The sequence below is a fragment of the Thiobacillus sp. genome (assembly GCA_024235835.1).
GTDB lineage: Bacteria > Pseudomonadota > Gammaproteobacteria > Burkholderiales > Thiobacillaceae > PFJX01.
In genome coordinates this window covers 53,026-65,118 of record JACKLQ010000003.1, presented here as the reverse complement: position 1 = coordinate 65,118, position 12,093 = coordinate 53,026, and the positions used below count along the sequence as shown (strand labels likewise).

At 63.4% G+C, this 12,093-nt stretch carries 9 protein-coding genes; all 9 read right to left on the bottom strand.

The genetic code is table 11. The features are described 5' to 3' along the window. Positions 1–15: 15 nt before the first annotated feature. The 9 genes from H6935_14295 to glnA all read right to left on the bottom strand — a co-directional run bounded on the left by H6935_14295 (position 16) and on the right by glnA (position 11,852). Complete coding sequence (locus H6935_14295) at positions 16–1,314, bottom strand: HlyD family type I secretion periplasmic adaptor subunit (protein MCP5279507.1); 1,299 nt, start codon at positions 1,312–1,314, stop codon at positions 16–18. Then, on the bottom strand, positions 1,314–3,011 hold the full coding sequence (locus H6935_14290) for a type I secretion system permease/ATPase (GenBank protein ID MCP5279506.1): 1,698 nt from the start codon (positions 3,009–3,011) through the stop codon (positions 1,314–1,316). Before H6935_14290 ends, H6935_14295 begins: the two co-directional genes overlap by 1 nt. After that, positions 3,004–4,236 (bottom strand): glycosyltransferase, encoded by a 1,233-nt coding sequence (locus H6935_14285; protein ID MCP5279505.1) that lies wholly within the window; start codon positions 4,234–4,236, stop codon positions 3,004–3,006. Before H6935_14285 ends, H6935_14290 begins: the two co-directional genes overlap by 8 nt. A 52-nt stretch (positions 4,237–4,288) precedes the next feature. Then, complete coding sequence (locus H6935_14280; GenBank protein ID MCP5279504.1) at positions 4,289–5,425, bottom strand: calcium-binding protein; 1,137 nt, start codon at positions 5,423–5,425, stop codon at positions 4,289–4,291. A gap of 270 nt (positions 5,426–5,695) precedes the next feature. Further along, a complete protein-coding gene (locus H6935_14275; protein MCP5279503.1) occupies positions 5,696–6,346 on the bottom strand; it encodes a lytic transglycosylase domain-containing protein in 651 nt (216 codons plus the stop codon). Beyond that, complete coding sequence (locus H6935_14270; protein MCP5279502.1) at positions 6,328–8,058, bottom strand: proline--tRNA ligase; 1,731 nt, start codon at positions 8,056–8,058, stop codon at positions 6,328–6,330. Before H6935_14270 ends, H6935_14275 begins: the two co-directional genes overlap by 19 nt. A 66-nt stretch (positions 8,059–8,124) precedes the next feature. Continuing rightward, positions 8,125–8,583, bottom strand: coding sequence for a DUF4124 domain-containing protein (locus H6935_14265; GenBank protein MCP5279501.1), 459 nt, complete (start codon positions 8,581–8,583; stop codon positions 8,125–8,127). 109 nt (positions 8,584–8,692) lie between these two features. Further along, positions 8,693–10,330, bottom strand: coding sequence for a methyl-accepting chemotaxis protein (locus tag H6935_14260; GenBank protein ID MCP5279500.1), 1,638 nt, complete (start codon positions 10,328–10,330; stop codon positions 8,693–8,695). 112 nt (positions 10,331–10,442) lie between these two features. Continuing rightward, positions 10,443–11,852 (bottom strand): glutamate--ammonia ligase, encoded by a 1,410-nt coding sequence (glnA, locus tag H6935_14255; protein MCP5279499.1) that lies wholly within the window; start codon positions 11,850–11,852, stop codon positions 10,443–10,445. Positions 11,853–12,093: the final 241 nt, after the last annotated feature.

Genomic DNA, 12,093 nt, shown 5'->3' with positions numbered 1-12,093 from the left:
GCATGGCCGGGGTTGTTATCTTTCCCGAAACGACCGGGCCACCGTGTCGGTGATGGGCCGCAGCAGGTACTCCAGGGTCGTGCGGGATTCGGTCTGGATGTAGAGCTCGGCGGCCATACCAGGCTCCAGGCGGGCAATGTGGGCAACCTTCAGGGACGCCGGGTCGGGCTGCACGTGGACTTGGTAAGCGGGGATGCCAGACTTCTGGTCGATGAGCACGTCCGGCGAGATGTAGGAGACCTTGCCCGTCACCAGGGGCGTGGTGCGATAGGGCAGGGCGGTGAAGCGGATGTCGACGGTCTGCCCCACGTGCAGTTGCTTGATGCTGTCCACGGCGGTCTGGGCCTCGATCACCAGGATTTCATCTTCCGGCACGATGTCCAGCAGGGGTTCCCTCGGTCCGATGCTGGAACCAGGGGTATGCACGTGCAGGCTCAGCACCTTCCCCGACACGGGGGCGGTGATGGTCTGGCGGCGCAAGGCGTCTTCCGAGGGCAGCATGCGTTCCCGCAGTTCGTTGACGCGCACTCCGCTTTCCTTCAGGCCCTCCGCCGCCTCGCGGGCGTATTCGTTGCGCAGGGCGATGATCTGCAGGCGCAACTGCTTGGCGTGCTGGTCCGCCCGGGCCAGTTCGGCCTTGTTCTGCGCCTGGCGGGCCTGGTATTCGGCCACCAGGCGCTGCTGGGCCAGCAACCGTGCGGTGGAGACGAACTGCTGTTCCCTCAGGGATTCATACAACCTAAGCTCCTCGGCGGCGGAGTCTTCCGCCTCCCGGGCCGCCGCCTGCTGGCTTTTCAGTGCCTGGCTTTCCTGGTTGATATCGTCAATCTGGCTTTCCAGCAGCCCGGACTGCTCCCGCAGGGCGTCCCGCCGGGTCTGGAACAGGGCATTTTCCTGGGCCATGAGCTGGCGCACGGTCTCGTCCCGGGCACGGTCCGCCAGTTCCTTCGGGAAGCTGAGGCGGGGGCTGGAGGTGGCTTCGGCCTGGAGACGGGTCTGGCGCGCCAGTTCCGCGTCCAGGTTGCCGCGCAGCAACTGGTGCCCGGCGCTCACGCTGGCGTCTTCCAGCACGATCAGGGGCTGGCCCCTTGCGACTGTATCGCCGTCCCGCACCAGGATGCTTTTCACGATGCCGCCTTCGTTGTGCTGCACGGTCTTGCGCTTGGAGTCCACACGCACCAGGCCTGCGGTGACCACCGCGCCCTGGATGGGCGCGGTCGCCGCCCATATGCCGATGCCGGCAAAGGCGACCAGCACCAGAACGAGACCGATGCGGGCGATCATGCCGGGGGGATGTTCCGTGGACCCGGTCATCAGTTGATCGCCACGGGGGCCGGGGTGGGATGCGGAGGAGGCGGCAGGATGCGGGCCAGCACCTCCTGCCGGGGGCCGAACTGTTCCATCTGGCCGTCGCGCAGGACCAGCACCTTGTCGATATCCGCCAGGAGCCCGGGCTTGTGGGTGATCAGCACCAGGGTGACGCGGGCCAGCCTGAGGGATCGCAGGGTGTGCATCAGCCTTTCCTCGCCCTCGGCGTCCAGGTTGGCGTTGGGCTCGTCCAGCACCACCAGCCGGGGCATGCGGTAGAGGGCCCGGGCGATGCCGATGCGCTGCATCTGGCCGCCGGACAGGACATGGCCGCCATCGCCCAGGGGCGTGTCATAGCCCTGGGGCAGGCGCAGGACCATGTCGTGCACCCCCGCCAGCTGGGCGGCGGCGACTACCGCCTCGGAATCGACCTCGCCCAGCCGGGCGATGTTCTCGCTGACCGTGGAGGGAAAAAGTTCCACGTCCTGGGGCAGGTAGCCAACGTGCCGGCCAAACTGGGCCCGGTCCACCAGGCTCACGTCGGCGCCGTCCAGGCGCACGGCCCCCGCCGAGGGTTGCCATACGCCGACGATGAGCTTGGCCAGGCTGGACTTGCCCGAGGCGCTGGGGCCCACCACGGCCAGGGATTCGCCGGGCGCCAGTTCCAGGGCCACGTGGCGTAGGATGGGTCGATCCGGCGTCTTGCCCGCCAGGGCCACCCGTTCCACGCCGAGGCGGCCCTGGGGTTCCGGCAGCCGGGTGGAGGGGGCGGCCTCCAGGGAGGCGGACAACAGGGGGGCCATGCGCGCGAAGGCGGAACGGGCCTGGACCAGGTTGGCCCAGTTGCCCAGCAGCATTTCCACCGGGGCCATGGCCCGCCCCTGGATGATGGTGGCGGCGATCATGATGCCCGGGCTCAGGTTCTGGTCGATGATCAGGTAGGCGCCCGTGCCCATCATGGCCACCTGCATGATCTGGCGGAAGAACTTGCTGGTGCTTTGCACCAGGCCCATGCGCCGACCGGTGCTGCCCATGGCCTCCAGCACCGGCTGGTTGAGGCCGCGCCAGTGACGCACGAAGCCCGGCAGCATGCCCATGCCGTTGACCACGTCGGCGTTGCGCAGGCCCTGGTCGATGAACTGGCTGCTGCGGCGGGAGTTGATCTGGATGTTCTCCAGCTGCTGGCGGTTGAGCTTCTCGTTCAGCCAGGCCAGGCCGAACAGGACCAGGGCGCCGAACAGGGCGATCCAGCCCATCCAGGGGTGGAAAAGGAAGATCAGGGCGATGAAGAACACCCCCCAGGGGGCGTCGAAGAGGGCGATGATGCTGTTGCCCGTGAGAAAGCCGCGCAGCACCGCCACGTCCCGCAGGCCGTGGGCCGTCTCCGTCCGGCTGACTTTGGAGGCGTTGGCCACCAGGCTGGCGATGACCCGCTCGCCGGAGAGTTTGTCCAGCAGGGCGCCGGACCCCAGCAGCAGCAGGGCGCGCAGGTAATCCAGGGTCCACATCAGGAGCAGCATGCCCAGGGACAGCAGGGTGAGCATGAGCAGGGTTTCCTCGCTGCGGCTGGAAAGCACCCGGTCGAAGACCTGGATCATGTACAGCGGCGGCACCAGCAGGGTCAGGTTGATGAAGAAGCTGAACAGCCCCGCGTAAAGGAAGTGGGCCTTGAAGTGGCCCAGGAAGCGCAGGCCGTCAGCCATGGGAGGCGCCCGTGTAGAACGCCAGGGCCAGGGGCAGGCAATGATGCGTCAGGTCGAAATGGTCCACCACGAACCGCCGGGCCCGGGCTCGCAGGTCCGCGTGGCGCGCCGGGTGGTTCAGGGCTTCCAGGATGTGTTGGGCCAAGGTGTCCATGTCGAAGAAATCCGCCAGCAGGCCCGTGTCTTCGTGCTGCATGACTTCCCGCACGGGGGCGGTGTCGGATGCTACCAGAACACAGCCCGCGGCCATGGCCTCCAGCAGGGACCAGGACAACACGAAGGGATAGGTCAGGTAGACATGGACCGCCGAGACCTGCAGCACGGCCAGGAATCTTGCATAGGGCACTTTGCCGAGGAAATGCACCCGGGACCAATCCAGGCGCTCTCCCAGTTCCTCGCGCAACATTCCCTGATAATTCTTGCCATCCGGTGGATGGACCCCGTAACTCACCTCGTCGCCCCCCACGATGAGCACATGGGCCCTGGGATGTCGGGCCAGCACCCGGGGCAGGGTGCGCATGAACACGTGGAACCCCCGGTAGGGCTCCAGGTTGCGCGCCACGTAGGTGATGACCGGGTCGCCGGACCGGAAGCGCAGGCCGTCCACTTCCAGTTCCGCCTGGGGGTTGGGCGCCACGTGGCGCGTGTCGATGCCTTCGTGCAGCACCTGGATCTTTTCGGCCCAGCAGGCCGGGTATTGGGCCTTCTGCCACCGGGTAGGGGCGACACCGGCATCTGCTGCTTCCAAGCCGATCAGTTGGGTGCTGTTCTTGATGCGCACCTTGAGGCGATCGTCCGGGCTGGTGGGATACTCGGGGTCGAACCCCACATCGCTGCCCTCGGCGTGGTAGAAGAACTCGCAATAGTGGATATGGCGGGCCTGGGGGAAGATGTCCTTGAGGAACAGGCCTTCTCCCCAGCCCGGGTGCACGGCCACCACGTCGGGTCGATAGCCCTGGGCGTGTAGTTCCATGGCCGCCCGGGCCGTCAGTTGGCCTCTCCTGATGGCACGCTCGTAGTCACGGATGTAATGGTGGGTGCCCGGATTGGGCGGGGGAGGAGCGGGGTGTCCGATCAGGCGGACAGCCGGATGAAACGGCGTACGCCCCTGGAGGTTTTCCGTTTCGCCCAGGGCTACGACTCCATGTCGGCCATCACCCGCCAGGGCAGCGGCCACGTGCCGGAATTGACCGGGGAAGTTCTGGTGGACGAAGAGGAAGTTCATGAGCGCGAAAAAAACGCCAGCATCTGCTGGCGTTCGTTCAAGTTATCCAGGTTCAGGCGATGACCAGGAAATCGCTGGCGGTCACGGTGGGATGGGTGGTAGTGCCCAGCACCGCGAACCTGACCTGCGCCCCCGCGCCCGTCCCATCCGCGTCGTAGAACAGTGATCCGGTGCCGGCGTCGTAGATGATCCGGTCGCCGGCGTCAGCGGCCTGGGTACCGGCGGCGAATTTCCATGAAGCCAGGGCAACCCCGCTCGATGTGCCCACGATGCCCATCATGCTGAATATGTCATCGTCCAGCAGAACCTTGTCCGTGCCGTGGATGAAGTCCTTGAGGGTGTCCAGGTTGGATGTGGGGTTCAATGCGGTGTCGAACACGAACTTGTCCGCGCCTGAGCCGCTGGTCAATACATCCTTGCCTGTACCGCCATGGATTTTGTCATTGCCGCTGCCGCCATTGATGGTGTCATTGCCGCTGCTGCCCTTCAGGACATTGGCCGCACCATTGCCGTTGAGGACATTGGCCAAGGTGTTGCCCGTTCCATTGATGGCATTTGAGCCGGTCAGGGTAAGCTTTTCCTGGTTGGCGCCCAAGGTGCGGGTGACGCTGGATTGGATCAGGTCTGTACCTGCGTTGGCCGATTCGGTCACCACGTCGCCACTGCTGGCGACGATATAGGTATCGTTGCCGGTGCCTCCCTTCATTACGTCATTGCCCGCACCACCGTTGAGCAGATCGTTGCCGCTGCCTCCGCTCAGGGTGTCGTTGCCCCCACCGCCATTCAGGGTGTCGTTGCCGTTGTAGCTCAGCAGGTTGTCCGCATAGCCGCTGCCATTGAAAGTGTCATTGCCGCCAAAAAGGGCGGAGAAGAAAGCAGTGGTGTTGTTGCTATTTATCCATGTGTTAACGGAAGCAACCGGGACGGAGGCGCCTGTGACCTTGAAGAGCAGCGTCCCTGCCTCCGTTTCCTGCCAGCCTGTTGCTATACCACCTGTTGCGCTATCCCCGCTATAGGTGAATCCGGTGCCAGTGAAGGTGGTTTTTAGATTGGGTTCTCCCCACGCGCGATAGTCCCCCACCATCAAAGTGGGGGTCTTTGTCGTCAAGGTCAGGTCATAGAAATCAGAGACAGTGAAATCTGGCATAACGATGCCGCCGGATGCGTTGTATGCAGTTGCTGTTGCCATTTTTTTCCCCTTACATTTTCTGTTTTGAATTGCGAATTGGCTTCCTCGCACGCGCTGGCTGGCTGTGAAGGCGTGTGGTGAACTGTACCCCCGCTTCTAACTCAATCAACCCGAGCCAAGATATAAGTATTTTAGTATTTGTTTATCTTGTTTCCATCTGTCTGTTTGCACTTATTGAGTTATCCCACGAGTGCTTGCCTCGGGAATATGCTACCCGGCCCCCAATACGGGTGTTGACTGAAAGCCAGTCCCGTCGCAAGGGAAATCTGTTCAGTAGGTCATGACCTGTTTAGTGGTGCGCCTGGGGGCGGCCTTGCCCTTGGGGGGCAACCCAAAGGTCCAGTGGTTCCGCCACGCCGCGTACACCATCTCCGGGTACTCGGCCTTGCCCAGGCTGCCGTTGTAGCGGCCCAGGGCGCGGAAGAGGTTGCCGTTCTCGATGTCGATGTAGTGGCGCAGGATGGTGGTGCCGTAGCGCAGGTTGGTGCGCAGGTGGAACAGGTTCTGTTCCCGGGTGCCGATGACGTCCAGCCAGAAGGGCATGACCTGGGTGAATCCCCGGGCCCCGACGGTGGAAACGGCGTATTTCTTGAAGCCGCTTTCCACCTCGATGAGGCCCAGCATCAGTTCCGGATCCAGGCCGGCTCGCACGGCTTCGTAGTGCAGGGTATTGAGAAAGTCCTCGCGGAATTCCGGGTCGGGGATGTAGCGTGTCAGCCGGTTCGACATCTCCCCAAGCCAGAGTCGGACTGTCGGGGAATCGGCAAATGCCGCTTTCTCGACAGCGGCATCCGCCACGGCCTTGCTCAGTCGGGCCTTGACGCTGGCGGACAGGGGCTCGTACTGCTGCTTGCCCGCAAAGGCGGTACCGGCCGTGAAAGCCAGTATGGCGATGAACCATTTCATGCAGCGCTTCGACATCCCTTGACCTTCTCCAGAATCACCTTCACTGCTTCTGATTGAGCAATCCGCGTGCCAGCGGTATCCGTCCGGCCCTGGTACTCGATCTGCCCTTCCTTCAGGCCCCGGTCGCTGATGACCACCCGGTGGGGCACGCCGATGAGTTCCATGTCAGCAAACATGACGCCTGGGCGCTCGTCACGATCATCCATGACCACATCAACGCCTGCAGCCACCATCTGATTATAGAAAGCCTCTGCTGCCTCCCGCACCGCATCGCTGCGCTTGAGGCCCAGGGGAACGACGGCCAGTTCGAAGGGGGCGATGGCCTGGGGAAAGACGATGCCGCGCTCGTCGTTGCCCTGCTCGATGGCGGCGCCCACGATGCGGGAGACGCCGATGCCGTAGCAGCCCATCACCATGACCTGGGATTTGCCGTCCGCGTCCAGATAGGAAGCCTGCAGGGCCTGGGAATACTTGGTGCCCAGCTTGAAGATGTGGCCCACCTCGATGCCGCGGCACAGATCGAGTTCGCCCTTGCCGTCGGGGCTGGGGTCGCCGGCCATGACGTTGCGGATGTCCGCCACCAGGTCGGGTTCCGGCAGGTCCCTGCCCCAGTTGACACCAGCGGTATGAAATTTCGGCTTGTTCGCGCCGCAGACGAAGTCGGCCATCACGGCCACCTGGCGGTCGGCGATGACACGGATCCTGGTGCGGTCGATGCCTACCGGGCCCAGAAAGCCGGGAGGGCAGTTGAAGGTGGAGCGGATTTCCTCCTCGGTGGCGAAGCGGAAGTCGGTCAGGCCTTCCACCTTGCTGGCTTTCACCTCGTTGAGGTTGTGGTCGCCCCGGATCAGCAGGACATGGAGCTTGTCCCCGGCCATGACGGCGATGAGTTTAACGGTCCGGTTAAGGGGGATGCCCAGCAGCTTGGCCACGTCCTCGCACGTGGTCTGCTTGGGGGTGTCCACGTCCCGCATGGCCTCCAGGGCGGCGGGCCGTTGGCCCGCAGGGGGAAGGCCTTCCGCCATCTCCACGTTGGCGGCGTAGTCGGAGGCGGGGCAGAAGGCGATGGCGTCCTCGCCCGAATCCGCCAGCACGTGGAATTCGTGGGAGCCGGATCCGCCGATGGCGCCGGTATCCGCCGCCACGGCGCGAAACTTGAGTCCCAGGCGGGTGAAGATGCGGGAATAGCAGGCGTACATGACCTGGTAGGTCTCGTCCAGGCTCTCCGCCGAGGTGTGAAAGGAATAGGCGTCCTTCATGAGGAATTCCCGCGCTCGCATGACGCCGAAGCGAGGTCGGATCTCGTCCCGGAATTTGGTCTGGATCTGGTAGAAGTTCACCGGCATCTGGCGGTAGGAACGGATTTCCTTGCGGGCCAGGTCAGTGATGACTTCCTCGTGGGTGGGGCCGAAGCAGAAGTCCCGGTCGTGGCGGTCCTTGATCTTCAGCATCTGGGGTCCGAAGACCGCCCAGCGGCCGGACTCCTGCCAGAGTTCGGCGGGCTGTACGGCGGGCATGAGCAGTTCCACCGCCCCGGCCCGGTTCATCTCCTCCCGCACGATGGCTTCCACCTTGCGCAGGATGCGCAGGCCCAGGGGCATCCAGGTGTAGAGGCCGGAGCCCAGGCGCTTGATGAGGCCGGCCCGCAGCATCAGCCTATGGCTGATCAGTTCCGCCTCGGCGGGGGCTTCCTTGCTGGTGGAGAGAAAGAATTGGGAGATCCGCATGATGGGGCAAGTATTTGAACGGGATGCGGATTTTAGCAGGCGCAGCCCTCTCGGCAGCCCGCATGGCTAGCGGATGTGGGAAAGCTCCTTGTTGAGCATCTCGATGTTTTTCTCATGCAGGCGCACGGCGTCCAGCAACTTCCTCAGGTCGGCGCCGGGTTGGCGGCTGCCGGCGGCCACGGCGGATTTCGCCGCGGACAGGTTGCGCTGCTCGCTGCCCAGTTCCTCTTCCAGGAGCTGGCGGCGCATGTCGTCCCGCTTGCGCTGGGTGCCGGTGTCGACCCGGGGAAAATACGCGGGGGTGCTGGTACGTGTGCTGGACTTGCGCTTGACTGCGGCAGGTTTTGAAGTTGCTGTTTTCGGTGCCTGGCCGGCCTCGGGGATGACGAGTTCGGGCTTGGTGCCGGGCCGGGGCATGTTGGTGTAGGTGACGAAACCATTGTCGTCCACGAACTTGTAGATCTCCGCCTGGCTGTGGCCAGGCCACGCCAGGCAGAACACGGCCACGCCCATCAGGCCGACCAACGGCAGAGCTCTCAGGGGGGCCGCGGGTCCATCAAGTGGGCGGGGGACGGTGGTCGTGTCCATAGAAGGAGATTATAGGCACACGAACAGTCCGACCCGGTGCACGGTATCAGGTTCCCAGGCGGAAACGGCTGACTGCGGTGGTCAGTCGCTCGGCCAGGTTGGTGAGGGAGGATGCGGCCGTGGCGGAATTGTCCGCCGTCTCCCGGTTGTCCGCGGCCATGGAAAGGATTTCCTGCACCCGTTGGGATATCTCGCGGCTGGCTTCGTCCTGGCGGACGCGGATGCCGTCTATGGCGTGGATCTGCTGGGTCAGGGTGGCCACGGCCTGATAGATGGCGGCGATGGCCTGGTCGCCCTGCCTGGCCTTTGCCACGCCCTTGCTGACTTCCTCCTGGGCGTTTTCCATGGTCTTTACCGCCTGGGCGGTTTCGCCCTGGATGGTCTGGATGGTGGTGGAGATCTCGTCCGTGGCCCGGGTGGTGCGCTCGGCCAGCTTGCGCACCTCGTCGGCCACCACGGCGAAGCCCCGGCCCTGTTCCCCGGCCCGTGCCGCCTCGATGGCGGCGTTCAGGGCCAGCAGGTTGGTCTGGTCGGCGATGTCCTTGATGACGCCGACGATGTTGCCGATCACGTCGGAGTGGTTGCCCAGGGATGAAATGACGCCGGAGGTATGGTTTACCGAGTTGGATATGGCATCGATGTCCGTGGCAGCCTCGCCGATGACTTTTTGGCCGGTACGCGCCAGTTCGCTGGCTTGGTCGGCCAGTTCCACCATGCGGGCGATGTTGCTGCCTACCTCGGCCAGGGTATGGCTCAGGGCCCCGGCGGCGTCGCTGGCGTTCTGGGCGCACTGTTCCTGGTGGGTGGAGGCAGAGGCCACATGCTGGTTGTTGTGGCTGGTATGGAGCGCGGCACTGCTGACTTCCTCCGCGGCGCTGCGAATGTCGCCCACGATCTGGGCGAATTCACGGGACATGCGGTTGAAGGCACTGGCCACCTGGGCCAGTTCGTCCTTGCCGTCCAGCTGGGCATGGCTGGTGAGGTCGCCCTGGGCCATCAGGGTGACGGCGCGTTCCAGATGCATCGCTCCATGCACGATGGAAAGGCGGATCACCAGGCCCAGTGCGATGGCCAGTACCAGGCCCACGACCACCATGGCGATGGCGACGGTTTCCACGATCCTGGCCAGGTGTTCGGTCTTGGTGCGATAGGCTCCGGCCTCCTGGGTCAGGTGGTCGATAAGGGCATCGGTGGCGGCCTGGGCACCGCTGAAGGTGGTCTCCATCACGTCCTTGCTGTGCTGGTCTGCGCCTTCGAAGTCCTCGGCATTGAGGAGGTCGCGCATCTTGTTGATGCCCTCTATGCCGAACTTGAGCCGAGCCGCCAGATAGGCATCCAGCAGGACTTTTTCTTCCGGCGACAGGTTCTGCTGTTGATATGCCTCCAGGGATTCGGCGATGGTGCGGATGCGCTTGTCCACCTGGTCGAAGATTTCCTGGGCGGCGAAGCTGTCGCCGGAAAGTCGGGCCTGGAAGATGTCGTTGCGGATCTGGTATTGGGTGACCCGAACCTTCTGCAACTGGTTGATGGACAGCAGATGGCGGTCATAGACCTGGCTCAGCGCCTTGCTGCTTTGGTGCATGCCCCAAATGCCGCTCAGGCCGATGATCAGCAGAAGTGCGGTGGTGATCACGGTCAGGGCGATGAGGCGAGTGCCAATCTTCAGATTGTTCAAGAACCGCATTAGGTGTCTCCTGCTGTGTAATTTGCCCTCCGCAAAAAAAAGAGGGCGGGGGTGTCCCCGCCCTCTTTTCGGCAGTTTCCCAGGAAACTTTACCGAACCATGTCGATGCCGATCAGACGCTGTAGTACAGGTCGAATTCGACGGGATGGGTGGTCATCCGCAGGCGGGTGACTTCTTCCATCTTGAGATCGATGTAGGCATCGATGAATTCGTCGCTGAACACGCCACCCTTGGTCAGGAACTCGCGATCCTTGTCCAGGTGCTCCAGGGCCATGTCCAGACTGTGGCACACGGTGGGGATGGCGGCTTCTTCTTCCGGCTCCAGGTCGTACAGGTTCTTGGTGGCGGGATCGCCGGGGTGGATCTTGTTCTGGATGCCGTCCAGGCCGGCCATCATCATGGCGGCGAAGGCCAGATAAGGGTTGGCGATGGGGTCGGGGAAGCGCACCTCGATGCGGCGGGCCTTGTCGGACGCCACGTGGGGGATGCGGATGGAAGCGGAACGGTTGCGGGCGGAGTAGGCCAGCATCACGGGGGCCTCGAAGCCGGGCACCAGGCGCTTGTAGGAGTTGGTGCCGGGGTTGGTGATGGCGTTCAGGGCCTTGGCGTGCTTGATGATGCCGCCGATGTAGTACAGGGCGGTCTCGGACAGGCCGGCGTAGCCGTTGCCAGCGAACAGGTTCTTGCCATCTTTCCAGATGGACTGGTGGCAGTGCATGCCGGAACCGTTGTCGCCGACGATGGGCTTGGGCATGAAGGTGGCGGTCTTGCCGTACTGGTGGGCCACGTTGTGGACCACGTACTTCAGGACCTGGGTCCAGTCAGCGCGCTGGGTCAGGGTGCTGAACTTGGTACCGATCTCGCACTGGCCGGCGGTGGCCACTTCATGGTGATGTACTTCCACGGGCACGCCCATCTCTTCCAGGGCCAGGCACATGGCGGAACGGATGTCCTGCAGGGAGTCGATGGGGGGGACGGGGAAGTAGCCGCCCTTCACCTTGGGACGGTGGCCGATGTTGCCCACCTCGGTCTGCTCGCCGGAGGACCAGGCGGCTTCCTCGGACTTGATCTTCACGTGGCTGCCGGACATGTCGTCGCCCCAGGTCACGGAATCGAAGATGAAGAACTCGGGCTCGGGGCCGAAGTAGGCGGTGTCGCCGATGCCGGTGGACTGCAGGTAGGCTTCTGCGCGCTTGGCGATGGAGCGGGGATCCCGGTCATAGCCCTTGCCGGTATCCGGTTCAATGACGTCGCAAGTCAGGATCAGGGTGGCTTCATCGAAGAAGGGATCAATGTTGGCGGTGGCGGGGTCTGGCATCAGCAGCATGTCGGAGGCCTGGATACCCTTCCAGCCGGCAATGGATGAACCGTCAAAGGCATGGCCTTCGGAGAACTTTTCCTCGTCGAAATGAGAGACGGGAACGGAGACGTGCTGCTCCTTGCCACGGGTATCGGTAAAGCGGAAATCGACGAACTTGACATCGTTTTCCTGGACCATCTTCATTACATCGGCGACCGACATTTTACAAACTCCTTATTGGACACATTGAACGCAGAAAAATTGGATGCTACGAGGAGGCGTATTTATCCATGGCGTGGCTATTAGCAGCTTCCATGCCATGCCCGAAATATGAGCAAGCCATTGTGCCACAAGGGCATTAGGCCGGGTGCATGCATTTGTTTGCATTATTTTGGTGCCAAATGCACCGAAATGGTGCGGTAAACACCCTCGTCACCAAGGGGGGCTGACCCCTACAATTCCG

Excerpts from the sequence above, each read along its gene's own strand:
- H6935_14295 (MCP5279507.1), bottom strand. The coding sequence starts at position 1,314 with ATGACCGGGTCCACGGAACATCCCCCCGGCATGATCGCCCGCATCGGT.
- H6935_14290 (MCP5279506.1), bottom strand. The coding sequence starts at position 3,011 with ATGGCTGACGGCCTGCGCTTCCTGGGCCACTTCAAGGCCCACTTCCTT.
- H6935_14285 (MCP5279505.1), bottom strand. The coding sequence starts at position 4,236 with ATGAACTTCCTCTTCGTCCACCAGAACTTCCCCGGTCAATTCCGGCAC.
- H6935_14280 (MCP5279504.1), bottom strand. The coding sequence starts at position 5,425 with ATGGCAACAGCAACTGCATACAACGCATCCGGCGGCATCGTTATGCCA.
- H6935_14275 (MCP5279503.1), bottom strand. The coding sequence starts at position 6,346 with ATGTCGAAGCGCTGCATGAAATGGTTCATCGCCATACTGGCTTTCACG.
- H6935_14270 (MCP5279502.1), bottom strand. The coding sequence starts at position 8,058 with ATGCGGATCTCCCAATTCTTTCTCTCCACCAGCAAGGAAGCCCCCGCC.
- H6935_14260 (MCP5279500.1), bottom strand. The coding sequence starts at position 10,330 with ATGCGGTTCTTGAACAATCTGAAGATTGGCACTCGCCTCATCGCCCTG.
- glnA (MCP5279499.1), bottom strand. The coding sequence starts at position 11,852 with ATGTCGGTCGCCGATGTAATGAAGATGGTCCAGGAAAACGATGTCAAG.